Origin of the sequence: Pseudomonas idahonensis (assembly GCF_037903935.1) — a bacterium.
Taxonomy (GTDB): Bacteria; Pseudomonadota; Gammaproteobacteria; order Pseudomonadales; family Pseudomonadaceae; genus Aquipseudomonas; species Aquipseudomonas danubii.
This window is the reverse complement of sequence record NZ_CP149586.1, coordinates 2,281,781-2,305,249: the sequence shown is the minus strand read 5'-3', so window position 1 is coordinate 2,305,249 and position 23,469 is coordinate 2,281,781. Positions and strand designations below refer to the sequence as shown.

27 protein-coding genes and 1 pseudogene are annotated in these 23,469 nt (G+C 58.9%); 25 read left to right on the top strand and 3 right to left on the bottom strand.

From position 1 onward, the window contains the following. Positions 1-1,354: 1,354 nt before the first annotated feature. Positions 1,355-2,995: a hypothetical protein gene (locus WIN67_RS10565; RefSeq protein ID WP_339071193.1), complete on the top strand. Its 1,641-nt coding sequence runs from the start codon at positions 1,355-1,357 to the stop codon at positions 2,993-2,995. A 179-nt stretch (positions 2,996-3,174) separates the two neighbouring features. On the opposite strand, the gene WIN67_RS10560 is transcribed toward WIN67_RS10565, so the two are convergent. Together WIN67_RS10560 and WIN67_RS10555 are read right to left on the bottom strand one after the other, a co-directional pair. Further along, positions 3,175-4,227, bottom strand: a complete 1,053-nt coding sequence (locus WIN67_RS10560) for a phage portal protein (protein ID WP_339071192.1) — start codon at positions 4,225-4,227, stop codon at positions 3,175-3,177. Then, the gene (locus WIN67_RS10555; protein WP_339071191.1) at positions 4,227-5,984 is read right to left on the bottom strand and encodes a terminase ATPase subunit family protein; all 1,758 of its coding nucleotides are present in this window, start codon (positions 5,982-5,984) and stop codon (positions 4,227-4,229) included. The genes WIN67_RS10560 and WIN67_RS10555 overlap by 1 nt, the downstream gene beginning before the upstream one ends. Before the next feature lie 151 nt (positions 5,985-6,135). On the opposite strand from WIN67_RS10555, the gene WIN67_RS10550 reads away from it, so the two are divergent. The 13 genes and pseudogenes from WIN67_RS10550 (at position 6,136) to WIN67_RS10490 (ending at position 12,895) form a co-directional block, all read left to right on the top strand. After that, the gene (locus WIN67_RS10550) at positions 6,136-7,014 is read left to right on the top strand and encodes a GPO family capsid scaffolding protein (RefSeq protein ID WP_339071190.1); all 879 of its coding nucleotides are present in this window, start codon (positions 6,136-6,138) and stop codon (positions 7,012-7,014) included. Between the two features lie 44 nt (positions 7,015-7,058). Continuing rightward, complete coding sequence (locus WIN67_RS10545) at positions 7,059-8,066, top strand: phage major capsid protein, P2 family (protein ID WP_339071188.1); 1,008 nt, start codon at positions 7,059-7,061, stop codon at positions 8,064-8,066. An 11-nt stretch (positions 8,067-8,077) separates the two neighbouring features. Further along, the gene (locus WIN67_RS10540; protein ID WP_339071187.1) at positions 8,078-8,785 is read left to right on the top strand and encodes a terminase endonuclease subunit; all 708 of its coding nucleotides are present in this window, start codon (positions 8,078-8,080) and stop codon (positions 8,783-8,785) included. A gap of 115 nt (positions 8,786-8,900) precedes the next feature. Beyond that, the gene (locus WIN67_RS10535) at positions 8,901-9,362 is read left to right on the top strand and encodes a head completion/stabilization protein (RefSeq protein ID WP_110596781.1); all 462 of its coding nucleotides are present in this window, start codon (positions 8,901-8,903) and stop codon (positions 9,360-9,362) included. Next, positions 9,362-9,574, top strand: coding sequence for a tail protein X (locus tag WIN67_RS10530; RefSeq protein WP_015634862.1), 213 nt, complete (start codon positions 9,362-9,364; stop codon positions 9,572-9,574). The genes WIN67_RS10535 and WIN67_RS10530 overlap by 1 nt, the downstream gene beginning before the upstream one ends. Positions 9,575-9,619: 45 nt before the next feature. Further along, positions 9,620-9,943: a phage holin, lambda family gene (locus tag WIN67_RS10525; RefSeq protein WP_194237263.1), complete on the top strand. Its 324-nt coding sequence runs from the start codon at positions 9,620-9,622 to the stop codon at positions 9,941-9,943. Beyond that, positions 9,940-10,782 (top strand): N-acetylmuramidase family protein, encoded by an 843-nt coding sequence (locus tag WIN67_RS10520; RefSeq protein WP_339071186.1) that lies wholly within the window; start codon positions 9,940-9,942, stop codon positions 10,780-10,782. The genes WIN67_RS10525 and WIN67_RS10520 overlap by 4 nt, the downstream gene beginning before the upstream one ends. Next, positions 10,779-10,985, top strand: coding sequence for a hypothetical protein (locus tag WIN67_RS10515; protein ID WP_194237261.1), 207 nt, complete (start codon positions 10,779-10,781; stop codon positions 10,983-10,985). Before WIN67_RS10520 ends, WIN67_RS10515 begins: the two co-directional genes overlap by 4 nt. Continuing rightward, positions 10,982-11,461: a hypothetical protein gene (locus WIN67_RS10510; RefSeq protein ID WP_339071184.1), complete on the top strand. Its 480-nt coding sequence runs from the start codon at positions 10,982-10,984 to the stop codon at positions 11,459-11,461. Before WIN67_RS10515 ends, WIN67_RS10510 begins: the two co-directional genes overlap by 4 nt. Next, positions 11,458-11,901, top strand: a complete 444-nt coding sequence (gene lysB / locus WIN67_RS10505) for an Rz-like lysis system protein LysB (protein ID WP_422394677.1) — start codon at positions 11,458-11,460, stop codon at positions 11,899-11,901. Before WIN67_RS10510 ends, lysB begins: the two co-directional genes overlap by 4 nt. Beyond that, a pseudogene (gene lysC, locus WIN67_RS10500) lies at positions 11,816-12,001 on the top strand (Rz1-like lysis system protein LysC); the annotation flags it as partial. The gene lysB and the pseudogene lysC, both read left to right, overlap by 86 nt. After that, positions 11,998-12,450: a phage tail protein gene (locus WIN67_RS10495; protein WP_339071182.1), complete on the top strand. Its 453-nt coding sequence runs from the start codon at positions 11,998-12,000 to the stop codon at positions 12,448-12,450. The pseudogene lysC and the gene WIN67_RS10495, both read left to right, overlap by 4 nt. Beyond that, the gene (locus tag WIN67_RS10490; protein WP_339071181.1) at positions 12,443-12,895 is read left to right on the top strand and encodes a phage virion morphogenesis protein; all 453 of its coding nucleotides are present in this window, start codon (positions 12,443-12,445) and stop codon (positions 12,893-12,895) included. Before WIN67_RS10495 ends, WIN67_RS10490 begins: the two co-directional genes overlap by 8 nt. Here WIN67_RS10490 and WIN67_RS10485 read toward each other — a convergent pair. After that, a complete protein-coding gene (locus WIN67_RS10485; RefSeq protein ID WP_339071180.1) occupies positions 12,892-13,647 on the bottom strand; it encodes a DUF2971 domain-containing protein in 756 nt (251 codons plus the stop codon). The genes WIN67_RS10490 and WIN67_RS10485 overlap by 4 nt on opposite strands. Positions 13,648-13,701: 54 nt before the next feature. Here WIN67_RS10485 and WIN67_RS10480 point away from each other — a divergent pair, with 54 nt between their 5' ends. The 11 genes from WIN67_RS10480 to WIN67_RS10430 all read left to right on the top strand — a co-directional run bounded on the left by WIN67_RS10480 (position 13,702) and on the right by WIN67_RS10430 (position 23,464). Beyond that, the gene (locus WIN67_RS10480; protein WP_339071179.1) at positions 13,702-14,274 is read left to right on the top strand and encodes a phage baseplate assembly protein V; all 573 of its coding nucleotides are present in this window, start codon (positions 13,702-13,704) and stop codon (positions 14,272-14,274) included. Next, positions 14,271-14,615: a GPW/gp25 family protein gene (locus tag WIN67_RS10475; protein WP_339071178.1), complete on the top strand. Its 345-nt coding sequence runs from the start codon at positions 14,271-14,273 to the stop codon at positions 14,613-14,615. Before WIN67_RS10480 ends, WIN67_RS10475 begins: the two co-directional genes overlap by 4 nt. Continuing rightward, positions 14,612-15,523, top strand: a complete 912-nt coding sequence (locus WIN67_RS10470; RefSeq protein WP_339071177.1) for a baseplate J/gp47 family protein — start codon at positions 14,612-14,614, stop codon at positions 15,521-15,523. The genes WIN67_RS10475 and WIN67_RS10470 overlap by 4 nt, the downstream gene beginning before the upstream one ends. Continuing rightward, a complete protein-coding gene (locus WIN67_RS10465; protein ID WP_339071176.1) occupies positions 15,523-16,146 on the top strand; it encodes a phage tail protein I in 624 nt (207 codons plus the stop codon). Before WIN67_RS10470 ends, WIN67_RS10465 begins: the two co-directional genes overlap by 1 nt. Beyond that, positions 16,139-17,935 (top strand): phage tail protein, encoded by a 1,797-nt coding sequence (locus WIN67_RS10460; protein ID WP_339071174.1) that lies wholly within the window; start codon positions 16,139-16,141, stop codon positions 17,933-17,935. The genes WIN67_RS10465 and WIN67_RS10460 overlap by 8 nt, the downstream gene beginning before the upstream one ends. Positions 17,936-17,945: 10 nt before the next feature. After that, on the top strand, positions 17,946-18,365 hold the full coding sequence (locus WIN67_RS10455) for a phage tail assembly chaperone (protein ID WP_339071173.1): 420 nt from the start codon (positions 17,946-17,948) through the stop codon (positions 18,363-18,365). 117 nt (positions 18,366-18,482) lie between these two features. Next, a complete protein-coding gene (locus WIN67_RS10450; RefSeq protein WP_339071172.1) occupies positions 18,483-19,652 on the top strand; it encodes a phage tail sheath protein in 1,170 nt (389 codons plus the stop codon). Positions 19,653-19,709: 57 nt separating this feature from the next. Further along, entirely contained in the window at positions 19,710-20,225 is a 516-nt protein-coding gene (locus tag WIN67_RS10445; RefSeq protein WP_339071171.1) for a phage major tail tube protein, read from the top strand. Positions 20,226-20,278: 53 nt separating this feature from the next. Continuing rightward, positions 20,279-20,608, top strand: coding sequence for a phage tail assembly protein (locus WIN67_RS10440; protein ID WP_339071170.1), 330 nt, complete (start codon positions 20,279-20,281; stop codon positions 20,606-20,608). Between the two features lie 8 nt (positions 20,609-20,616). Further along, positions 20,617-20,736 (top strand): GpE family phage tail protein, encoded by a 120-nt coding sequence (locus tag WIN67_RS10435; protein WP_081002092.1) that lies wholly within the window; start codon positions 20,617-20,619, stop codon positions 20,734-20,736. Continuing rightward, positions 20,726-23,464, top strand: a complete 2,739-nt coding sequence (locus WIN67_RS10430; protein ID WP_339071169.1) for a phage tail tape measure protein — start codon at positions 20,726-20,728, stop codon at positions 23,462-23,464. The genes WIN67_RS10435 and WIN67_RS10430 overlap by 11 nt, the downstream gene beginning before the upstream one ends. The last annotated feature ends 5 nt before the right edge of the window (positions 23,465-23,469 follow it).

The following is a 23,469-nucleotide window of genomic DNA, read 5'->3' as shown; positions in this document are numbered from 1 at the left end:
CTAGCGAGGCTTTGTCAGGGCACCCAAAAATTAGCCATCTTCTAACGAAGCGGTAGTCTAAGTTTTAAATACCTTCGCGCTTATTTCTAATTTATGTTTTGCTCCCTTCCATGACGAACACCCAACAAAGGCACTAATGATTTTTATGCATCGGATGCTGAACCATGCCCGAAAAGAATGTAAGCCTACGACCGATTTCTTCTTCGAATTTTTGCGGAAAGTATAGTGAATGCTTTCCTGACCGCCATTTTTCGACATGGGAAAACTCTTAGCTTTTCTCGGCTTTTAAGCTTGTGTAAATCACGGTAAAAATATGATTTGTCGACTTAGTGCCGAACCAGTTTTTTTACAAAAAAACTAAGAGCGATGTTCCATATGTAACGATAGCAAAAACGAAGACCGCGAATAATGACAGAAAAACACAGAGAAACTCTTACCTTTCCCTCATGAGCACTCAAAATAAATTCCAGATTGTTAATCTGTAAATTTTCGTAAAGCAATTGAATTCACGGGCTTTTCTAAATGTGTCGATGAAGGAGCGATTCGAAAGTGCCCGCACCCTCGATCGTCCGGACAGCACCCCGGTTTACAAGGGATCCAGCGGTGCCAGCAGTGAGAAAACGTTCCCACGCTATTCCCATGGCCCTCAACGTACAGCTCAGTACGTGCGCGCATCACACGCATAAGGGGCTGAAATTCAAGGTGTAGGGGGGTAGCAAAAAAAGAGTAACATCAGTAATCCTGACCGAAAAAACTACGCAAGCCATTGATTTACAAGGTTTTAGATCCAGACACGAAAGGTAATTTTTAAGTAACCTAAGAGTAATCAGATTACCTATTTATAAGGTGATATTAGTCTTTATAAAAACCATTACATTTCAACAGCTTAAGAATTAATTACTCTTCACATTACTCCCGTGTTACTCGTATTTGTAATTTCTGAGGCCTTGATTTTCGGGGCCTCCAGAGCAGAACCAGCCCCTGGTTACTGAAATTACTCTTTCTCAGACATCCCCCCTGCCTCCAACAATCTGGAAGCCTCTAGGCCTCCTCAGAAATTCGGCCTCGGTGCAGGATTCCGCAGGCTTTTCAGACCCCAGAAAAGCCCAGCAGGCGCCCAGCTGGGGCCGTCGGAAATGATCTGCAGGTGCGCAGAAAAAGCGACCCATTTAGCCCGCAGGCGAGGTGGGGGGACGACGGCGCGCCGGGGGCAAACGCCCGCAAACGCGATGAAAGCGCACCAATATAGTGCATATCAACTCATCCCCAACCAGAAAGGAAAGGAAAATGTTGCTACTAGGCGATACTCTTGTGGCCATACGCCACACAGATCACCTGAACGCAGGAGCAAAAAATGGAACGAAAGGAGCTTCATAGAAAAGTGATGCTTTTCAAAACAAAACTAGAAGAAGGAAAAATTCATGTTGCCGAACATCTAGTTGAAGAAGTTAAAAGAAGTTTTGAAAATATAAGCTTATTAGCTGACGGCATGGTAGATCCTGATTCAGTAGATGCCATTGTGAGAGGTGCTCTTGGGGCGGTCGCACACATAGAAGATCGAGAGGAGTGGAAAGAACTTATTTCGCTAAAGGAAATACAGAACGCCTACTTTAACCGTGTAGACGCTCACTTCGGCAAACTATTCGAACTGATGAATAAGGCCGATGCTAATCCATACAAATTTGCTGCTTGGTTCGCATCGGATGCAAATCGCGTAGATGATAATATCGAACTAATAGATGAGTTCACTGCTGAGATCGTGAAGTTCTGGAAAAACATTGCAGAACCTACTTGGATACATGTAGAGGACTGCATTGATTCAAAAGCAATATTCACGGGTGAGCTTTTCCCTGACGGAAGGTCAAACCTTGCAAGCTCCACCGGAATTTATTTTGATACCACTATACTGCCTGACCCATTTCTGAAAATATATTCGCTTTTTGAGTTCATGCCCAAGCAGGAACGCTTACAAGAAATAATACGCCTCGCCCTTCAAGTACTTCAATATAAAGACCTAGCGCTAGCTGAAGTTGAAAAGCCCATAATCGCTGTACTTCCCGACCGACACAGACTTGACAAAAGCTATGAACATTACGTCAACATCTGTGCTGAGCAAGACACTCTTTCTTACGGCAATAGCATTTTCGGCACTAACTACTCCGACATCAAAGAGATGCTAGAGTATTTAAGAAGCTTTAAGGATTCTCAAGCTGTTGCGGCTCTTGTTAAAGATCCAAAAAAAATGCTGTTCTCAACAGAATGGGACGGAGATTTTTCTACTCACATCGAGCGATATATAGAGGAACAAGGTAAAAGGCTAGGTTTCAACGCCCCAGGCGAAGCTATATTCATGAATATGCTCACTCGCTTTTCGCAGGCGAACAATTCATTTCAAAGAAGTATGAGTCTTGGTGGGACCCCAGTAATCAGAGCCGAAACAAGTTGGGCTTGGTTTAACTTTATGCTTGGAGAAAATGCTAAAAGCTTCGACGACGGAGACTTGAAAAATCTTCACATCTCTAGGGCCTTACAGAGCACTATAAAAAATGAGATATCTTGGCTCGGCAGTGTTCCTATTGATGCACTGATACAAATTCGAAAAACAGATGCTCTTGACGAAATACGCAATATTCTAGGCTCTGGACTTTCTGAAATCATAGACAGTCGCCCCGACAACTTCTTTAGAACCGGCGACCGAGTTTTAGAAAATCTACAAGGTGCGTTCCGCGAGCATGAAAAAAAGATAGCCCAACTTCGTGCAAAAAAGTGGAAATTCGCAGGCCTCGACATTGGCTCCTTCATAGTTGTCGGAGGAATTGAGATAGCAGCTGCCATCACCGGAACGCCAACATGTGGAGTTATTGCAACAGCAGCAAACCTAACTGGACTCATCCCCAGCGCCAAAGATATAAAAGAAAAATTCCAGACAATCAAAAACGAGAATACAAACATAAACAACACGGGTGTAGGTATATTGTTCAACACCAAAAAATAACAGTGCACACTCAAAGCGTGCAGCTATAACGCTTCACGCTTTCTCTCTGTTCAGAACTCCAATAAGTAAGTTTTTAAACTTACAACCTCCTCACCTAACCAGTCATTTACCTGCGCCATCTCCCTTGATTCAGCGTCGACCTAGTGCTAGCGCATCAGCCCGTTTAATGCGCGGGGGTTCTACTGCCCCCCCGCACTAAGTTCAAACGGCTTAAAGCTAACAATCTCCTCCCCAATCCACTCATTAACCTGGGCCAGTCGCGCCTGCAACGGCTCCAGCTCATTGACCGCCCACACCTCAGCAGCCTCCCGCAACGACCCGAAACCACCCGCGTTCTGCGGCACGATGCCCATCAACTGCGGCGGAATACGCAAGGCCGCAAGCAGGTCGTCGCGGCTGATGTTTTTGATTGAGCTAAATTCGTCCTTGGCCGCGACCTCACTGACCGGAATGAGCTGGATGCCGTCCTTCTTCCCGGCGGGTGCGTAGACGAACAGGTTGCGGAAGTTGCCCGGGCCTTTCGAGTTCTTCAGCGCGGTGCGCAGCGAATCGATGTCCTCTTCCTTCTGCGCCGCGTCGGTCATGTAGAGGATGAAGCCGGCGTGACTGCCGTTGTTGTAGTACTTGCGGCGAAACAGGGTGGCGCTCTCGTTCAGCAGCGCGCTTTGCAGCGCCGCCAGCCACTCCGGCAGGCCGTAAATCTCCTGGTTGATATCAGCCTCGCGCAGGTGGCAGATGGAACCCGGGGCGAATTCGTGTTCGTCCTTCCAGCCCCGCACCTGGTAGTAGGTCACCAGATCGGCGCCGCGGCGCATGTACTTCGCCAGCGGCGGGACCAGGCCCAGGGTGTTGCGCAGCATGTTGTTGCGTTTCTCCAGGTAGCAGTTACCGCACCAGAGCCAGTCCAGTGCGAACTGCTCGAAGGCCTGGCGGCTGAGCAGCTTGTGAGGGATGAAGGTGCGGGCCAGCATGTTGCGCTTGAAGTTCAGCCCCGACTGCAGATACACGCTGGCCCGGGTGGTCTTGGCCAGGCCATCCATGGACATCGGCGTTTCGTACCAGCGGCCGTTGAGCCAGCACTGCAGGTAGTCGAGGATCTCGCGGCCATCCAGCACCGGCGTCGGGTCCCCAAAGGTGAAGGCTTCCACCGGGCCGGCCTCGGCCTGCAGCAGCTCCCCTTCTTTCGGTGCATTGGCGGCTGCCAGCTGTTTTCCGCGGTTACGTCTGCTCATCAGTAGGACTCCATAAATCCGGTGTTCGCCGTGGTCTGCCCTTCGAGGGGTTCGTTGTGCAGGGCGTGGAAGGTCGCCCACGCCAAGTCGGCATGGCCGGTTTCGTCGGTGCGACCGGCTGTGTAGGTGAACTGGCGCCCGGAGGCGGTGACGGTCTTTCGAATAGCCATCAGCGACTGGGCCATATCCGTCCAGCCGGCATCGAACTCCAGCCGGCCGTTCTTGATCACGTCGTAGGCTTTCAGCACCAGGCGGGTTTTGACTTCGGGCGAGTAGCTGAAGGTGGTGATGTTCGGGAAGAACGACTTCACCAGCTGCGCCACGCCTGAGCCCATGCCGGTGATGTCGATCCCGATGTAGGTCACCCAGTAGCGCTGGGTGACCTGGCGGATGGCCTCGGCCTGGGCCGCGAAGTCCATGCCCCGGAACTGGTGCCGCTCCAGGATTCGGAACTTGCCGCCGGGCACCATGGGGGGAGCGATCACCACCATGCCCGCGCTATCGCCGTTTTCCGCTGGGTCATAGCCCACCCAGACCTGGCGATCGCCGAACGGCCGTGCGGCGAAGGGTTTGTAGTCCTCTGCCCAGAGGTCCCAACTGTCCACCATGCAGGGCTGCAACATCGCCAGGGGGAAGATGCTCGCCCCGTCGTCGATGAACTGGCACATCAGCAGGTTCTGGAAGGCCTCGGCGTCGTACTCAAGCCTCAGCTCGTCCAGGTCGAACAGATCACAGCCCCGCCCTTCCGCGTCCAGGATGGTGACGATCTGGCGCCAGATCCGATCCTCGCAAAGCCGCCCCTGCTGCAGGGCGTTGTGAGACACGTCGAGCTTGATCCGCTGCGCCGCCGGTTTGCCCTTGTTGAAGCGCTCGCCGGTCCAGAAGGTGTAGGCCTCGTGCGCCATGCTCGATGGCGTCGAGAAGTAGGTCCGGCGGTACTGCTTCTGCATCGCCATGCCGCTGGCGACCTTGTTGAGTTCCTTGAACTTGAAGGTCCAGAAGAATTCGTCGAAGTAGAAGTTGCCGTGATAGCCCTGGGCGGTCCGGGCGTTGGTCCCCAGGAAATGCAGCTCGGCGCCGTTGCCCAAGATGATCGGATCACCGGTCAGCTCGACACCGACCGTCTCACGGGCGAAGGCCTGGATGTAGGCCTTGAAGATGTGCGCCTGATTTTTCGAGGCCGACAGGAAGATCTGATTGCGCCCGGTAGTCAGCGCATCGATCAGCGCCTCCCGGGCGAAGTAGAACGTCGCGCCGATCTGCCGGGACTTGAGGATGGCGCGGGTACGCTGGTTGCCCGCCTTGTACCAGTCCAGCTGATAGCCGAAACAGCCATCGATGAACGCCTCGGTTAGCTTTTCGATGTGTTCTTCATCGAACTCGTTGCGCTTCGGTGCCTTCTTCGGCCCCTCGTTACGCTTGGCCAGGTTCGGGTTCAGCTCGGTTTCGGTACCGCCTTCCGTGAAGCGCCGAATGCGCGCCTGGCGCTCCAGCTGGCGGTGCAGCAGGTCGATTTCCTTGTAGTCCGCCCCTGACTTGGGGTCCTTGAGGATCAGTTGCACCAGGCGCGCTTCGGTGGCCGCTTCGATGCGCTCCAGCGGCGTGGCCCGGTCCCATTCGTCCCGGGCCTTCCAGCTGTGCAGGGTCTTTTCCTTCTCCCCGATCAGCTCGGCGATCTCGCACACGCGATAGCCCTGCCAATACAGGTGTTTGGCGTGGCGGCGGTGATCGGTGGGCAGGTCGACGATGGCATTCATGGCGCAGATGCTGCCGCCCGCGCGCGAACACTTCCCGCGCCGCCCCTTGTACGCAGCGGATCTACAACAGCGCCTCGTTGCCCGTCTCGCCCGCGCTCAACAACATGCCCTCATCGCCAAGGCACACAGCCACCGCACTGAGGATTCACGCATGGCCGGCAAAACCGACACCCCAGCCAAGAAACACCGCTCCAAGTTCTTCCGCGTCGCCGTTGAAGGCGCCACCACCGATGGCCGCCAGATCGAACGGCAATGGCTGGTCGACGCTGCCGAGACCTACAGCCAGAACACCTACGGCGCCCGGGTCTGGATTGAGCACATGCGTAGCCTGCTGCCGGACAGCCCGTTCCGCGCCTACGGCGACGTGGTCGCGTTGAAGACCGAAGAGGTCGAGATTGCCGGCGCCAAGAAGCTCGCCCTGTTCGCCCAGATCGAACCCACTGCCGACCTGGTGAACATGAACAAGGCCCGGCAGAAGCTCTACACCAGCATCGAGATCCGCCCGAAGTTCGCCGACACAGGCCGCGCCTACCTGGACGGCATCGCGGTGACCGATACCCCGGCCAGCCTGGGTACCGAAATGCTGACGTTCAGCGCCCAGAACCCGGACAAAAACCCGCTGGCAGCCCGCAAGCGCGACGCCAGCAACCTGTTTTCCGAGGCCATCGAGGTGGCTCTCGAATTCGAGGAAGTCGAGGACGAAAGCGGCAAGGTCGCTGGCCTTTTCAGCCGCGTGCTCGACCTGCTCGGTAAGAGCAAGGACAAGGAAGGCAAGGACGCCGCTCTATTCACCGAGCTCGGCGAGGCCGTCGAGGCCATGGCTGAGCACGTCGCCGGCCAGGGCCAGGCCTTCGCCGCCGAGAAAGCTGCCCGCGAAAGCCTGCTGGCCAAGCACGAGAAACTGGCTGCCGACTTTTCGGCGCTGGTGGAAAAACTCGAAAAGACGCCGGCCGGTACCAGCCAGCAACCGCAGTTCACCGCTCGCCCCGCGGCTACGGGTGGTGACGGGGCTCTCGTCACCGACTGCTGATCCCAACACGGACAACACCAAGCCAAGGAACATCGGAGAACACCATGCGTAACGATACCCGCGTCCTTTTCAACGCCTACCTGCAACAACTTGCGCAGCTGCACGGCGTGAGCGACGTCACCACCAAATTCACGGCCGCCCCCAGCGTTGCCCAGACCCTGGAAACCCGCATTCAGGAGTCCAGCGCGTTCCTCAGTGCCATCAACGTTTACGGCGTCTCAGAACAGTCGGGCGAGAAGATCGGCATCGGCATCGACGGGACCATTGCCAGCACCACCGACACCACCGTCAAGGACCGCGAGCCCCGAGACCCGAGCGGCCTGGATAACCGCGGGTACACCTGCACTCAGACCAACTTCGACACTGGGATTCGCTACCAGAAGCTCGACCAGTGGGCCAAGTTCAAGGACTTTCAGGCGCGCATTCGTGACGCCATCATCAAGGCCCAGGCCCTCAACCGGATCATGATCGGCTGGAACGGCACCAGCCGCGCCGCGACCTCCAACCCATCCACCAACCCGCTGTTGCAGGACGTGAACATTGGCTGGCTGCAGAAAATGCGTCTGGAAAACGCCGCTCGCGTGTTGCAAGAAGTGGTCGACGGCAGCGGCAAGATCCAGATCGGCGCGGGCAAGGATTTCGAAAACATCGACGCCCTGGTCGTCAGCATGGTCAACGAGTTCATTGAGCCCTGGTACCAGGAAGATACCGAGCTGGTGGTGATCTGCGGTCGCCAACTTCTGGCCGACAAGTACTTCCCGATCATCAACAAAACCCAGGCGCCGACCGAGATGCTCGCGGCCGACATCGTCACCAGCCAGAAGCGCTTGGGCAACCTGCCAGCCGTCCGGGTACCGCACTTCCCGGCCAACGGCCTGATGGTGACCCGACTCGACAACCTGTCGCTGTACTGGCAGGAAGGCACCCGCCGCCGAACCGTCGTCGACAACGCCAAACGCGACCGCATCGAGAACTTCGAATCGGTCAATGAAAGCTATGTGATCGAAGACCTGGGCTGCGCTGCCATGGCCGAAAACATCACCCTGAGCTGAGGCCGGCGATCATGACCAATCCCTGCCGCCGTCACTTCCAGCGCGTTACAGCAGCCGTTGCAGCGGCTGCTGTCGCCGGGCCGACCCTGACCATGGAAGGCGCCACCATTTACGAGCTGCACCTCGCCAAGCTCCAACAGGACTACCTGCGGCTGAAACAGGTGCAGTCCACCGAGGGCAAGGCAGAGCTCAAGCGACAATTGCTGCCGGAGTACGAGCCCTACGTCGAAGGCATGCTCGCCGAGGGCAAAGGCGCCCAAGACCAGGTGCTGACCACCCTCATGGTCTGGCGCATGGACGCCGGCGACTTCAAAGGTGCCCTGGACATCGCCGCCTACGTGATCGAGCACCAGCTGCTGATGCCGGATCGCTTCGAGCGCACCAACGGCACCATCGTCGCCGAAGAGATCGCCGAAGCCGCGTTGAAGGCCCAGAAATCCGGCGGCAGCTTTGACCTGGAATTGCTGCTGCGCACCGAGCAGATCACCACCAAAGAAGACATGCCGGACCAGGCCCGGGCCAAGCTGCACCTGGCCATCGGCAAGGCGCTTTCTGCTCAGATCGCTGATGACGCCCCCGCAGACACTGCCCTGCAGCCCCTGGAGCAGGCCAAGACACACCTGGCCCGCGCCATCCAACTGCACAGCAACTGCGGCGGCAAAAAGGATCTGGAGCGCGTCGAGCGCCTCCTCAAGAAACACACTGCGCCCGCCCCTTAAAGGCACGCAGTTAACCGAGCGTCCCCACGCACCCCGCCGGCTCGGGGCGGATCGGCCAGACCGCTCCGCCTGAACGTGAAGCCCCGACCACCGGCGACTTATTGAGCGCAGCACCATGAGCGGATTCGTAGCCGGCGGCACAACGCCAAGTGGCCACATCAACACCGACCCATTCTGGCCCTCGATCGATCTGGACCAGCTGCGCGCCACCTTGCGCATCGACAGCAGCGTCACCCCGGCTCGTTTGGAAACAGCGGTGATCAACGCCGCGATCAGCGTCAACCGGGAGCTCGATGACTGGCGCATAGCCCAGCAAGCTGCCGGCTATGCCGAACTGAAAGACGTCCCCAGCCCCCTGGTCAAGGATGAATCCGCCCAGGTCCACCTGTACCGCCGAGCGATCGAGGCCGGCGTTGGCGCTGAGGTCTGTGAACGCTACCGCTCCTATGACAGCACCAACACGGGCAACCGCAAGGCCGAAGAACTGGCCCCGAACATCGATGACTACCACCGCGACCAGCGCTGGGCCATCCGCGATTTCCTGGGTACCAAGCGCACCACCGTGGAGCTGATCTGATGGCCGTCACCCTTCGCGCCCTGCAAAACGACACCGTAGACGCCCTCTGCTGGCGTCACTACGGCCGCACCGCCGGCGTCACCGAGGCGGTGCTTGAAGCCAACCCCGGGCTGGCTGATCACGGCCCCACCCTGCCGCAAGGCCTCGCCGTTCAAATGCCCGAAGCCCAGACCACAGCCCCGCAGCGGCAGATGGTGAACCTATGGGACTGATCCACTTGAGCCGCCTCCTTGAGACCTACCACCCTGGACCCTGGAATGAAGCGAATGCCTGACCGTCCCGACACCTGGGCCTGGCTCGCCGCCTGGCTCGAACAGAACTGGCCGACCCTGTATGCCGGCCTCTTGGCGCTGATCATTGCTGCCCTGCGGATCATCTACGGCGGTGGTACCTGGCGCCGAATGCTGGTCGAGGCGCCGCTCTGCGGGGCACTGGCCTTGGCCGGCAGCCATGGTCTGGCGTTGCTCGGCATCCCGGCATCGACCGCCCCGTTTTTCGGTGGCGTGATCGGCCTGCTCGGCGTCGAGGGCACCCGCGCCGCGGCGCGCAAGTTTTTCAACCGCAAGGTAGAGCAGCTATGAACACACTCCGGCACGGCGATCGCTCGCAGATGGTTCGCATCCTGCAGAAGAACCTCAACAATCACGGCATTACCGTGGCAGTAGACGGCGACTACGGCGACGCCACCGAAATGGCCGTTCGCGCCTACCAGCTCAAGGCCGGCCTGGTGGTGGACGGCATCGCCGGCGAGAAAACCCAAACCAGCCTGGCCGGAGGCGATTGCGCTCTGCTGCTGAAGAACGCCGACCTGGTCAGCGCCGCCCAGCGCCTGGATCTGCCCCTCGCCAGTGTCTACGCGGTCAATGAGGTCGAATCGAACGGCAAGGGCTTCTTCGCCAACGGCAAGCCGGCGATCCTGTTTGAACGGCACATCATGTACCGCCAGTTGCAGACACCACGCCACCCAGGCGACGACCCGGCAGAACTGAAGCGTCACGCCGACGAGCTCGCGGCGCAGTACCCGGCCATCATCAATCCGAACCCCGGTGGCTATGCCGGCGGCCCTGCTGAGCATCAGCGCCTGGCCACGGCCCGCCTCATCGATGACACAGCGGCCCTCGAATCCGCTTCCTGGGGCGCCTTCCAGATCATGGGCTTTCACTGGAAGCGCCTGGGCTATGCCAGCGTGCAGGACTTCGTGACGGCCATGAGCGCGAGCGAGTCCCGCCAGTTCGACACCTTCGTCCGCTTCATCGAGACCGATCCGGCCCTCCACAAAGCGCTGAAGGCCCGCAAGTGGGCCGACTTCGCCAGGCAGTACAACGGGCCGAACTACCAGCGCAACCTGTACGACACCAAGCTCCAGCGCGCCTATGAGCGGCACAGCGCCTGCAGCTGCGGTCAGGAGGTGCCGGCATGATCGATCTCGAAGCGGTGCACAAGCTGAAGGTAGAGGACGGTGACGTGCTGGTCGTGCCTGAAAACACCGAGCCAGAAGCCATGGAGCTGCTGGCCGAGGCGCTGCAATTTGTCGATCCTGGTTGTCGGGCGATTGTGATTCGCGGCCCGCTCGAACACCTGGACGTCGGCGCCATGAACAAACTGGGCTGGTACCGCGCATGACCGCCAAGATCGCCTACCTCGAAATCTCCGGTCGCCAGACAGGGAAGACCACCCGCCTGGTGAAAATCGCAAACGACCTCACCGCCCAGGGGGAGACGGTGATTTTCGTCACCCTGCAAGCAGAGGATTTACTCGGGCGCCTGCCAGGGGTCGTCGTACTTTCGGACCATCAGGCCCCTCCTGATGACCTCGACCTGGAACAAGCTATCTGGATCTACGACGAGCTCGACTGGCTCAAGTCGGCCAAGGTCCGCAACGGTGGGTACTACGCAACAACGGCGAGCCGAGTCCGCGACTTGGGGATCGATACCCCGGAAACGGATCTGCTGTTGCAACTGATCGAGCTCAACGGCGGCAGCTATCAGCGCCATCTTCTGACACCGGGGGTAATCGATGAGGCCTACTTCAATGAGGCCCGCGCGTTCTATACCGACGAGCAGTACCGCCAGATGGTCCTGGGGGAGTTCCTCAAATGAGCACCATCCGCCAGATCCTGCTGGGCCTGGCCCTGGTCGGCGTGCTGGGCCTGCTGGCCTGGAATCAGGAACAACGCATTGAGGTCGCCGACAAGAACCGAGCACTGGCAGAGAAAAACACCCAGGACGCGCTGGCCGCGGCCGGACGCAGCGAGGGCAAAGCCAACGCCCTGGAGGCTGCTCTTTCCAGCGAACGCGAGGCCCAAGCCCGTCTGCGCACCGAACAGGACCTGCTACGCCAGGGGCTCGCCAAACGACAACTCACCATCGAGGGGCTGAAACGTGAAAACGCTGATTTGCGCGCTTGGGCTGACCAACCCTTGCCTGATATTGCTCGCCGGTTGCGCGAGCGCCCCGCCCTCACCGGCGCCGACGCTTATCGTCAGTGGCTGTCCGACCGTGGTGCCCTGCAGCCTGCCGGCGACCAGCCCCAGCAATAACGGCGACCTGATCACCGACCAGGATCGTAGCGAGGCCGCCTGGGCCGAATGCGCGGGCCAGGTCGACATGATCTACCGCTACCAGCAGGCCAAACCATGAACAAACCCGACAGCCTGCGGGTGTTCCTGCTGGAACGGGTCCCGGAACTGCGCCACAGCCCCGACCGGCTGCTGATCTTCATCGATAACGGCAAGGTCCGCTGCACCGCGGCCCCCAGCCTCTCGTTCGAATACAGCTACGACCTGCAGGTGATCCTGACCGACTTCGCCGGCCATCCGGACAGTGTCATGCTGCCGCTGCTGGAGTGGCTCCGCGTGAACCAGTCCGAGCTACTGGAGAACCTCGACAAGTCCGCCGACGGCATTAAGTTCGAGGCCGACCTCATCGACAAGAGCAAGGTCGACATGAGCTTGACCCTTCCCCTCACCGAGCGCGTGGTCGTTCGTACCGATGATGCGGGCAACACCACCATCAGCCACCCAGGTGAGCCACAGCGCAACCCCACATGGCCCGAGAGAGGCCCGGAATGGATAGTGCCCAATGGCTGATCTTGAAGCGCTGGAGGACTGGGCCGCAGGCCTGCTGGGGCAGTTGCAGCCCGCTGCACGCAATCAGCTTGCCCGAAGCATCGGCCAAGCCCTGCGCCGCAGCCAGCAACAGCGGATCATTGCCCAGCGCAACCCGGACGGGAGCAAGTACGCCCCTCGCAAACAGCGGAACCTGCGGGGCAAACAGGGACGCATCAAGCGCAAGGTGAATATGTTCAAGAAGCTGCGCACAGCGAGCTTCTTGAAGGTTCAGGGGGATGGCAATGCGATCAGCGTTGGGTTTACTGGGCGGGTAGCCCGTATTGCGCGCGTGCATCAATACGGGCTGAAGGATCGGGCCGAGCGTGGGGCGCCGGAGGTGCAGTATGAACAGCGAGAGATTCTTGGTTTTACAGAGTCGGACATTTCACTCATCAAAGATTTTTTACTAAGCCACTTAGCTTAACCATCTAAATCCCCTATCAAATCCTCATAAACCTTAAGTGGCTTAGGCGACTTATACAGAACAGACCTCACGACTTGACCTTCAAATCCAATTTTTTCTTTAAAGTAAAACTTGAATGCCTCAACTAGCTCTTCTGGCGCACGAGGGTCAAGTAATATCCGATCAACCAACGCATGTGGATCAATCGGAATCGAAATCCCCTTTTTTTTAACTGTTCTCTTTTGATCTGGGCAAAATATGGTTGCTCGCCATTCATTTTCATGACGAAACGCCTCTCGCTTCATGTAGATTGCATCAATAGCTCGCGAGATCTCGAACTTCTCACTAAGCTCAGTTCTGATTTTCCTAGCCTCAGAATTGAAATCAGTTTGAGAAAGGTAGTCAACTTCACCGACACGAAAATGGTAACCCGCTTTTTCAGCAGCCAACTTAAGAGCTTGCCTAAGTTTTCTAGTCGTAGTAGAGAGCCTAACTCCCATTCCGTTATTTGAGTAAATTCGCCACATAGCATCAGAGATTCCATGCTGACACCAACATTGCGAATAGATCGCATGATCTCGCGCGTGGCTTATTCTTCGCTCATAGGGGTCATCCCACGAAGCAGGGCTTGCAAAGTACAGTTCCCTTTTTTCAAAAATTTGAACTGCCCGAGAAAAGTCTAATATCCGATACAACGGTTTAGGCTTAAAACTTAGTTCCATAAAAATCCCTTTAGATTTGAGCAGATGTAGTAAATCACTTGTGGCGCTCAAGCATACAAACACCCGAGGCTGCACGCACGCACTCGTAGCTCCAACATCGGGGCCATGAAAGACTTAGCCACCCTCGCCCGCCTGATTGAAAACCTCATCCGCTTCGGCGTTGTCGCCCAAGTCCAGATGACGCCCCCGCGCGTGCGTGTGAAAACCGGTGAACTGACCACCACCTGGCTGCCATGGCTGACCCTACGGGCCGGATCCGACAAGGAGTGGGACCCGCCCACCACCGGCGAGCAGGTCCTGCTGATCAGCCCCTCCGGTCAGCTGGGCAACGGCGTAGCCTTGACCGGCCTGTTCAGCGACAGCGCCCCGGCCAACGGTGACCGCGCAGGCCTCCACCGCCGCACCTACAGCGACGGCACGGTGATCGAGTACGACAGCGTCGCCCATCACCTGAATGCCACCCTGGCCCCTGGCGGCACCACCAATTTGGTCAGCGACGGCGGTATCACTATCGTCGGCCCGATCACCCACCAGGGCGACTACACCCAGACCGGCAATCAGACCATAACCGGCAAGGTCACCGTTTCAGATGACGTTGTCGCGGCCGGCATCAGCCTGATCAAACACCTGCATGGCGGCGTGCTGCCTGGTGGAGCCAAGACGGGAGTTCCGGAATGAACCGAGAAACCGGCGCCGCGCTCAGCACCGAAGAACATATCGTCCAGTCCTGCACCGATATCCTGACCACGCGCCTCGGTACCCGGGTGATGCGCCGTGAATACGGCAGCGTCCTGGCCGAGCTGGTGGACCACCCGTTCAACGACGCGACCCGCCTTCGCGCTTACGCGGCCACCGTGATGGCCCTGATGCGCTGGGAGCCACGGATTACCCTGAGCCGAGTGAAGTTCGTCGGCGCGACGCTCCAGGGCCAGTCGGTGATGGACATTGAATGCAGCCGCGTTGACACCAACGAGCCGCTGAACCTGAGCGTACCGCTGCAACTGGGGGCAAACGTATGAGCACCTTTGTCGCTATCGACCTGGGCCAGCTGCCAGCGCCGCAGATCGTCGAGCAGATCGATTACGAGCAGATCCTCGCCGAACGCAAGGCCTACGCCATCAGCCTCTGGCCTGCGGAGGAGCAAGCCGAGATCGCCGCCCGCCTGGCGCTGGAATCCGAGCCGCTGACCAAGCTGCTGCAGGAGAACGCCTACCGGGAAACCATCTGGCGTCATCGGGTCAATGAGGCCTCTGTCGCCAACATGCTGGCCCTGGCCAAGAACTCCGACCTGGACAACCTCGCGGCAAACTACAACGTCGCCCGCCTGGTGGTGCAAGAAGCCAACCCCGCGGCCGTGCCACCGATTGCCCGCATCATGGAGAACGACGACAGCCTCCGCGAGCGTGCCCAGATGGCCTGGGAAGGCCTGAGCACCGCGGGGCCGCGCAACAGCTACATCTTTCACGCGCGCTCCGCTGATGGCCAGGTTGCCGACGCCACGGCAGAAAGCCCGGCGCCGGCCGAGGCCGTGATCACCGTGCAATCCCTGCTCGGCGACGGTACGGCCTCAACAGCCCTGCTCGCAGCGGTCAAGACCTACCTCAGCGACGACGACCGCCGGCCCGTCGCCGACCGGCTGACCGTCCAGGGCGCCGAGATCATCAATTATCAGGTCAATGCCACGCTCTACATGCTAAGCAATGGCCCTGAAAACGAACTGGCTCTCGCCGCCGCCCAGGCCAACCTTCAGGCATTTGTGCACCAGCGCCGGCGGCTGGGCCTTGAAGTGTCCGAATCGGTGGTGCATGCCCGGCTGCATGTTGAAGGCGTGCGCAAAGTCGTGCTGCAGGACTGGGCGGATATTGTTGCAACGCCCTATCAGGCGCCGTTCTGCACCGCCATCACCCTGGCGCTGGGGGTTGAGTGATGACCGACCAACCCCTGCTGCCGCGCAATTCCACGCCGCTGGAACGTCAGGCCGCCCAGGCCCTGGCCCAGATCCAGCGCGTACCGATTCCACTGCGCCAGCTGTACAACCCGGATCTGTGCCCGGCTCACCTGCTGCCGTACCTGGCCTGGGCCTTCTCTGTCGATCGCTGGTCCAGCCAGTGGACGGAAGCAGCCAAGCGCGCTGCGATCCGTGCGGCGTACTACATCCATTCACGCAAGGGCACCATCGGCGCCCTGCGCCGGGTGGTGGAGCCGCTGGGCTACCTGATCGAGGTTGTTGAGTGGTGGCAGAAGGTGCCCAACGGACCGAGGGCGACCTTTGCACTCAAGGTCGGCGTGCTCGACACCGGTATCACCGAGGAGATGCACCAGGAGCTGACCTGGCTGATCGACGATGCCAAGCCCCTCACCCGCCACCTGATCGGCCTCGATATCACCCTTGAAACCCGCCTGAACGCCTACACCGGCGTCACCGTTTTCGACGGTGACGAGATCGACGCCTACCCCTGGACCAACCCGGACCTCGACATCGTGATCCAGGGCTATAACGGCGTCAGCGAATACACCCTCGACGAACTGGACGTGTACCCCCATGGTTAATCAGAACTCCATTTTCGGCGGCATGCTCACCAGCCTCGGCGCCGCCAAGAAAACCAACTGCGACGCCCTGGGTATCCCGTGGGAGCCCAGCTACATGCTCATCGGTGACGCCAATGACACCGACCCGGTGCCAAGCCCTGGGCAAACGCAGCTGATCCGCCAGGTCTACCGTGCGCCGCTCAATGCGCTGTACGTCTCGCCGACCGATGACAAGGTGCTGATCGCCGAGCTCGTGCTACCGCCGGAAGTCGGCGGCTGGTGGATTCGGGAGCTGGCGATCGAGGACAAGGACGGCGTGTTCTGTGCGGTCGCCAACGTGGCCCCCAGCTACAAGCCGCTGCTCGCCCAGGGCTCCGGGCGGAATCAGGTCGTGCGGATGCACATCATCACCAACAGCACGACCAACATTCAGTTGAAGATTGACCCGAGCGTGGTCCTGGCGACGCGCTCCTACGTCGATCAGCGCATTTTGGAAGAGCTGAACAAGCAGGACTTCAAGCATTCGGTGCTGGTTGCAACTACAGGAGTCATTACCCTCAGTGGCCTGCAGACGGTTGACTCTGTAGCACTGGCCGCCGGCAACCGTGTCCTGGTCAAGAACCAGGCCCAGGCCAAGGATAACGGACTCTACGTTGCAGCTGCGGGCGCATGGTCGCGAACTCAAGACGCCGATACCAGCCTTGAAGTTACCCCCGGGCTGTTCGTCAGCATCGAGACCGGCACGGTCAATGGCGACAGCGTCTGGCAGTTGGTCACCGACGGGCCGATTGTCCTGGGTACTACACCGCTGGCCTTCGAGATGGCGACGGGGCGAAGCGGTGTCAGTGCCGGCTCCTATACCAATGTCACGGTCGACAAGTACGGCCGGGTGATCGCCGGGACCAACCCTAGCACCTTGGCCGGGCATGGCATTACTGATACGTACACCAAGCCCGAAACCGCTGCCGCGATCCAGCAGGCAATAGCAAGTTTGGTGGCATCGTCACCTGCGGCGCTCGACACGCTGAAGGAGCTGGCCGACGCGCTGGGCAATGATCCGAATTTCGCTACCACGATGACCAATGCGCTTGCCGGTAAAGCCGGCAAGGCGACCACTCTTGCCGGCTATGGCATCGCAGATGCCTTCACCAAGCCCGAAACCACTGCTGCGATTCAGCAAGCAATAGCAAGCTTGGTAGCGTCGTCACCTGCAGCACTCGACACGTTGAAGGAGCTGGCTGCTGCGCTGGGCAATGATCCGAATTTCGCTACCACGATGACCAATGCGCTTGCCGGTAAAGCCGGCAAGGCGACCACTCTGGGCGGCTATAACATCAATGACGCTTACACGAAGGTCGAGGTTGAAGCGATTGTTAAGGCTCAAGCTACAGAAACAGTCCGCGGCGCGGTAAGGATCGGAACAATAGATGATGTGAATGCTGGAAACGATGACACTGCTGCAGTCACGTCGAAGAAGCTCCGCTGGGGGATTACGCTAATTCTTGGTCCTAATGGCGCTGTGGCTTTCCCGTCCTGGCTGGGCGGCTTGGTGATTCAGTGGGGGACCGTATCCGGCATCGCTCCCGATACTTCGCTGAACGTTTCTTTTCCGATGGCGTTCACCACGGCTTGCTACTCATTAACGTCCTCTGTGCGCAACGCGCCCGGGACTACATGGATTGACGAGCACAGCACTTTGCAATGGCGATCAGTGACAAATTCGGGGTTCCTCGCCTGCAGACAGCAAATCAATGATGCAGGGTCCGCTGCAGCGAACTGGGCCGCGAATTACATCGCCATCGGCAAATGAGGGCCACGACATGAAGGCAGTTTTTCAAAATGATGTTCAGCGTTGGGCGTTCGGCTTGGACGGCCCTGGAGCTATTGAACTCACGAAAGAGGAATATGCAGCACTGCTGGCTGCGCCGTCCCGAGGCATGGAAGTTTCAGCGGGGCCGGATGGTCGCCCGGTCCTTGTCGCGCCTGTCCAGTCGCTGCCAGAGCGTCTTCAGGATAACGAGCGCGCTTGGCGTGATCAGGCGCTTGCAATTGCTTCGGGCATCCGCGACAGGCACCGGGATGAGCTTGAGCTTGAGCGGCCCACGACGCTGACGGGGGAGCAGTTCAAGGAGCTGCTTGTGTACGTCCAGGCGCTCCGGGATTGGCCGCAGTCACCAGACTTTCCCAATACCCAGCACCGCCCCAATGCTCCAGAGTGGATTGCAGAGCAAGTCGAGTAGCCCGGCTCCGCACGTTCTCCCTGTATCTCTATCCCCTACAACCCGCCGTGCTCGCCGATCCGGCGCGCGCGCGGCAGCCTGTGCACTGTCACCCCATTCACTGCGCAGGCAAAACCCATGGCCGATTATCTACACGGCGTGCGGGTCCTCGAACTCAACGACGGCACCCGCCCCATTCGCACCATCCCCACCGCTGTTATCGGACTGGTCTGCACTGCCGACGACGCTGATCCGCTGGCTTTCCCGCTTGATACCCCGGTCCTGCTGACCAACGTTCAGACCGCGGTCGGTAAAGCCGGCACCAAGGGCACCCTGGGTGCCAGCCTGCAGGCCATTGCTGACCAGACCAAGCCCTACGTCATCGTTGTACGCGTCAAGGCCGGCGAAACCGAAGCCGCAACCACCAGCGCCCTGATCGGCACCACCACCGCCGACGGCAAATACACCGGCATGAAAGCCCTGCTCGCCGCCAAGGCCCGCGTTGGAATGGTGCCGCGCATTCTTGGCGTACCAGGCCTCGACAGCCTGCCGGTGGCCACCGCCCTGGTCTCCATCGGCCAGCAGTTGCGGGCGTTCTGCTATGTCAGCGCCTGGGACAGCAAGACCAAAGAGGAAGCCGTCGCCTACCGTGAAAACTTCGGCGCTCGGGAGGCAATGGTGATCTGGCCAGACTTCCAAAACTGGGACACCACCACCAACGCAACAGCGAAAGCATCCGCCGTCGCTCGCGCCCTGGGCCTGCGGGCAAAGATCGATCAGGAAACGGGTTGGCACAAGACCCTGTCCAACGTCGCGGTCAACGGGGTTACCGGCATCAGCGCCGACGTGTTCTGGGACCTGCAGAACCCAGCCACCGACGCCAACTACCTCAACTCCAACGAGGTGACCACCCTGATCAACGAGGGCGGGTTCCGCTTCTGGGGCAGCCGGACTTGCAGCGACGATCCGCTATTCGCCTTCGAGAACTACACCCGTACCGCGCAGATCCTCGCCGACACCATGGCCGAGGCGCACATGTGGGCCGTGGACAGGCCGATGACTCCGTCCCTGGTCAAAGACATCATCAACGGGGTCAACGCCAAGTTTCGCGAGATGGTCACGGCCGGCTACCTGATTGGGGGTAGTTGCTGGTACCAGGAAGACGCCAACGACAAGGACACCCTCAAGGCCGGCAAGCTGTTCCTTGACTACGACTACACGCCGGTACCACCGCTGGAAGACCTCACCCTGCGGCAGCGGATCACCGACCGCTACCTCATGGAATTCGCCAGCAAGATCAACAGCTAACCAGGGGCTCCCCCGCGAAGGGAGTCACCCAGCGCCAGGACACCGGAGAACACCGCCATGGCCATGCCTCGCAAACTGAAAAACCTCAACTTGTTCAATGACGGCAACAGCTACCTGGGCGTGGTCAAGTCGGTCACCCTGCCGCCCCTCGGCCGCAAGATGGAGTCCTACCGGGGCGGCGGCATGAACGGCTCGGTCAAGGCAGACCTGGGCTTCTCCGACGACGGCATCCAGTTCGAGTGGAAGACCGGCGGCCTGGATCTGATCGCCCTGCGCCAGTTCGGCTCGGTGAATGCCTCCGGGATCATGCTGCGCTTCTCCGGCGCTTTTCAGCAGGACGACACCGGCGACGTCAGCACCGTCGAGGTGGTGGTGCGTGGTCGGCACGAGTCCATCGAAATGGGCGACGCCAAGCCCGGTGAAGACACCGAACACAGCATCAAAACTACTTGCAGCTACTACAAGCTCACCGTGGACAACGAAGAGATCGTCGAAATCGACCTGCTCAACTTCATCGAGAAGGTCAACGGCGTCGACATGCTGGAAAAACAGCGCCAAGCCCTGGGCATCTGACCTGCTCAACGCTTGATCACCGAGCAAATTAACATCCTCACTTGGAATACATCATGAGCACTGAAGAAACTCTCGAAACCCCAATCGCCGCCGACGACAACAGCGTAACCCTCGACAGCCCGATCAAGCGCGGCAAAACCGAGATTACCCAGATCAGCCTGCGCAAACCTCAGTCCGGCGAGCTTCGCGGTGTGCAGTTGATCGAACTGCTGAACATGGATGTCGCCAGCCTGATCAAGGTCATTCCACGCATCAGTACCCCCAGTATCACCGCTCCTGAAGCCGCAGCAATGGACCCGGCCGACCTGTTGGCGTGCGGCAGCAAGATCACCGATTTTTTGTTGCAGAAGTCGGTGAAGAAGGAAGCATCCCTCATTGCGTAGAAGACGCCATGGCCGATCTGGCTGTGGTTTTTCACTGGGCGCCGGCTGACATGGACCAGTTGGGCCTGCAAGAACTGATGGACTGGCGCGAGCGCGCCAGGGTAAGGAGCTCCGCCGATGTCGAATGATTTGAAACTGCGGGTTTTGCTCAATGCCATCGACAAGGCCAGCGGGCCTCTGAAGAAGATCAGCGCGGGCGGCTTGGAGAGCGCACGCGCGCTCAAGACCGCACGCGATCGCCTGAAGGAGCTCAACGCCCAACAGAAAGATGTCAGCGCCTGGCGCGCCCAACGCACCGCTGCCGATCAGACCAAGCAGTCTCTCGATGCCGCTCGGGAACGGGTCAAGGCCCTAAGCCAACAGTTTGCGTCCACCGGCGTTCCGACCAAAGCCATGACCCGGGACTTTCGTGCAGCCGTGCGCGAAGCCCAGCGGCTGAAGCAAGAGCATCAGCAACAAGGAGTACAGCTGCAGGGGCTGCGCTCGAAGCTCCACAGTGCCGGGATCAGCACGAAGAATCTCAGTAGTCACGAGCGCCAACTGCGCGAGCAAATTGGCGCCACCAACACCACCATCAACGACCAGACCCGGCGTCTTCGACTTCTCAGCGCACAACAGGCACACGCCGCCAAATCACGGGCCGCACTCAAACAAACCTATGACCGCCGTAAACAGTTTGCCGGCGACGCCGCAATGAGCGGCGCAACAGGCATGGGTGTCAGCTATGGGATAGGTCGTGGTCTGTATGCCCCCTTGCAAGAGGGCAAACACTTCGCGTTGGAGGAACAGCGCGTCGCGGCTTTGGGGCTTGGCAAAGAAGACACCAGCAAGGCAATCCAGTTTGCCAAGGAGATGAAAACCTACGGCACCAGCGTGACCGAGAACCTGACCCTTGTTCGGGATGCCATGACCGTGTTCGCGGATGAACATGAAGCCGAGATGGTTACCCCAACCCTGGCGAAAATGAAGTTCGCCAACCACGCCATGTACGGCGAAGAACAAGGATCTGACAACGAACGCAAGTTCATGGACATGCTCAAGGTGATTGAGCTGCGCGGTGGACTCGCCAGCAAGGAAGCCTTCATCAATCAGGCCGACATCGTGCAACGTGTGCTCACGGCCACCGGGGGCCGCGTCGGCCCGAACGAATGGCTGAACGTGATCAAGACCGGTGGTGTAGCGGCCAAAGGCATCAAAGACGATGCGTTTTATTACCAACTGGAACCGCTCGTACAGGAGATGGGCGGGCACCGTGTCGGTACGGCGATGATGAGCGCCTACTCCAACATCTACCAGGGGCGCACCACCAAGCGCGCGGCCAACAACCTGGAGAAACTGGGGCTGGTAGATCCGACGAAGGTCAAACACGACAAGGCCGGTCAGATTGCCTTTCTCGATGTCGGTGCGATCAAGGGCAGCAAGATTTTCCGGGAGAACCAGTTCGAGTGGCTGGAAAAAGTGCTGCTGCCACAGCTGAAAGCCAAAGGCATCACCGAGAAAAGCCAGGTGCTGGACACCATCGGCAGCATCTTCTCCAACCGCACAGCCTCGAACCTGTTCGCCCAGATGTACCTGCAGCGTGAGCAGATCCATAAAAACGCCAAACTCAACGCCGGCGCGGACGGCATTGATCAGCTGTATGCAAAAGGCCTAGATAGCACCCAAGGACAGGAATTGGAACTGCTGGCACAGCGGGCAAACGCTTACAGAGAAATGAGCGCTGCGATTCTGCCAACCTATGTCGCGGCACTGAAAACCATCACCAATGCGATAAAGGAAATCACTGCCTGGATGAAGGAAAATCCGGCTGCAGCGTCCGCCATGATGAAAACCCTGATGGTGGTCGGAGTGCTGGCGGCGACCTTCGGGGCGCTGGCTCTGACATTGGCCAGCTTGATCGGCCCATTTGCAGTCATCAATTATGGCCTGGGCTTGTTCGGGCTCAAGGCTGCTGGTACCGGTGGCGTCATTCAACGACTTTTTCCAACGCTGGCCGGGCTCGCTCGCAACGCCCTACCGATGCTGGGCCAAGGTATAAGAGTGCTCGCCAGCCTGATGGGCGGCGTGCTGATGACAGCGATACGCACTGTTGGCATCGCGCTGTGGGGGCTCGCTGCCAACCCAATAGCGCTGGCCATCGCTGCTGTAGTGGTTGCTCTGGCTGGAGCCGCGTACCTGATCTACAAAAACTGGGATGCAGTGAAGCTGTATGTCATTGGCCTTTGGAACGAAATCAAAGCGGGGTTCTCTGGCGGGATCGGTGGCATCGTTACGGTGCTGACCAACTTCACCCCTATCGGCATCCTCTATCGAGCCTTCGCCGAGGTGTTGAATTACCTGGGGCTCGACTTGCCCACTCGATTTACCGAGTTCGGCAGCATGATCATCAACGGCCTGGTGAACGGGCTTTATGCCGGCATGGGACAAATCAAAACAGCCATCACCTCGATCGGCGACTCCACCATCAACTGGTTCAAGGAAAAGCTGGACATCCATAGTCCCTCGCGAGTTTTTGCCGAACTTGGGAGCTTCACTATGGCCGGCCTAACACTGGGCCTGGAAGGCGGTGCAAAAGGGCCGATCAGCGCGATGACCAGCACGGCAAAACAACTCACTGCTGCCGGGAGCCTAGCCCGGGGCTCAACATCAACCTCCGCTCTGACCGTGGACAGCAGAGGCCCGATCAGCGGCAGTGCACCGGTGATCTACGACAGCCACGACCAATACGTCATCAACATTCCCACTGCCCCTGGTATGGACTCGCAGGCGGTAGCCAGAGCTGTGCGCGCCGAGATGGCTCGAATCCAGAGTGAAAAAAGCGCCCGCCAGCGCAGCAAACTGTCCGATCTGGAGTAACTGGC

Excerpts from the sequence above, each read along its gene's own strand:
- WIN67_RS10565 (WP_339071193.1), top strand. The coding sequence starts at position 1,355 with ATGGAACGAAAGGAGCTTCATAGAAAAGTGATGCTTTTCAAAACAAAA.
- WIN67_RS10560 (WP_339071192.1), bottom strand. The coding sequence starts at position 4,227 with ATGAGCAGACGTAACCGCGGAAAACAGCTGGCAGCCGCCAATGCACCG.
- WIN67_RS10555 (WP_339071191.1), bottom strand. The coding sequence starts at position 5,984 with ATGAATGCCATCGTCGACCTGCCCACCGATCACCGCCGCCACGCCAAA.
- WIN67_RS10550 (WP_339071190.1), top strand. The coding sequence starts at position 6,136 with ATGGCCGGCAAAACCGACACCCCAGCCAAGAAACACCGCTCCAAGTTC.
- WIN67_RS10545 (WP_339071188.1), top strand. The coding sequence starts at position 7,059 with ATGCGTAACGATACCCGCGTCCTTTTCAACGCCTACCTGCAACAACTT.
- WIN67_RS10540 (WP_339071187.1), top strand. The coding sequence starts at position 8,078 with ATGACCAATCCCTGCCGCCGTCACTTCCAGCGCGTTACAGCAGCCGTT.
- WIN67_RS10535 (WP_110596781.1), top strand. The coding sequence starts at position 8,901 with ATGAGCGGATTCGTAGCCGGCGGCACAACGCCAAGTGGCCACATCAAC.
- WIN67_RS10530 (WP_015634862.1), top strand. The coding sequence starts at position 9,362 with ATGGCCGTCACCCTTCGCGCCCTGCAAAACGACACCGTAGACGCCCTC.
- WIN67_RS10525 (WP_194237263.1), top strand. The coding sequence starts at position 9,620 with ATGAAGCGAATGCCTGACCGTCCCGACACCTGGGCCTGGCTCGCCGCC.
- WIN67_RS10520 (WP_339071186.1), top strand. The coding sequence starts at position 9,940 with ATGAACACACTCCGGCACGGCGATCGCTCGCAGATGGTTCGCATCCTG.
- WIN67_RS10515 (WP_194237261.1), top strand. The coding sequence starts at position 10,779 with ATGATCGATCTCGAAGCGGTGCACAAGCTGAAGGTAGAGGACGGTGAC.
- WIN67_RS10510 (WP_339071184.1), top strand. The coding sequence starts at position 10,982 with ATGACCGCCAAGATCGCCTACCTCGAAATCTCCGGTCGCCAGACAGGG.
- lysB (WP_422394677.1), top strand. The coding sequence starts at position 11,458 with ATGAGCACCATCCGCCAGATCCTGCTGGGCCTGGCCCTGGTCGGCGTG.
- WIN67_RS10495 (WP_339071182.1), top strand. The coding sequence starts at position 11,998 with ATGAACAAACCCGACAGCCTGCGGGTGTTCCTGCTGGAACGGGTCCCG.
- WIN67_RS10490 (WP_339071181.1), top strand. The coding sequence starts at position 12,443 with ATGGCTGATCTTGAAGCGCTGGAGGACTGGGCCGCAGGCCTGCTGGGG.
- WIN67_RS10480 (WP_339071179.1), top strand. The coding sequence starts at position 13,702 with ATGAAAGACTTAGCCACCCTCGCCCGCCTGATTGAAAACCTCATCCGC.
- WIN67_RS10475 (WP_339071178.1), top strand. The coding sequence starts at position 14,271 with ATGAACCGAGAAACCGGCGCCGCGCTCAGCACCGAAGAACATATCGTC.
- WIN67_RS10470 (WP_339071177.1), top strand. The coding sequence starts at position 14,612 with ATGAGCACCTTTGTCGCTATCGACCTGGGCCAGCTGCCAGCGCCGCAG.
- WIN67_RS10465 (WP_339071176.1), top strand. The coding sequence starts at position 15,523 with ATGACCGACCAACCCCTGCTGCCGCGCAATTCCACGCCGCTGGAACGT.
- WIN67_RS10460 (WP_339071174.1), top strand. The coding sequence starts at position 16,139 with ATGGTTAATCAGAACTCCATTTTCGGCGGCATGCTCACCAGCCTCGGC.
- WIN67_RS10455 (WP_339071173.1), top strand. The coding sequence starts at position 17,946 with ATGAAGGCAGTTTTTCAAAATGATGTTCAGCGTTGGGCGTTCGGCTTG.
- WIN67_RS10450 (WP_339071172.1), top strand. The coding sequence starts at position 18,483 with ATGGCCGATTATCTACACGGCGTGCGGGTCCTCGAACTCAACGACGGC.
- WIN67_RS10445 (WP_339071171.1), top strand. The coding sequence starts at position 19,710 with ATGGCCATGCCTCGCAAACTGAAAAACCTCAACTTGTTCAATGACGGC.
- WIN67_RS10440 (WP_339071170.1), top strand. The coding sequence starts at position 20,279 with ATGAGCACTGAAGAAACTCTCGAAACCCCAATCGCCGCCGACGACAAC.
- WIN67_RS10435 (WP_081002092.1), top strand. The coding sequence starts at position 20,617 with ATGGCCGATCTGGCTGTGGTTTTTCACTGGGCGCCGGCTGACATGGAC.
- WIN67_RS10430 (WP_339071169.1), top strand. The coding sequence starts at position 20,726 with ATGTCGAATGATTTGAAACTGCGGGTTTTGCTCAATGCCATCGACAAG.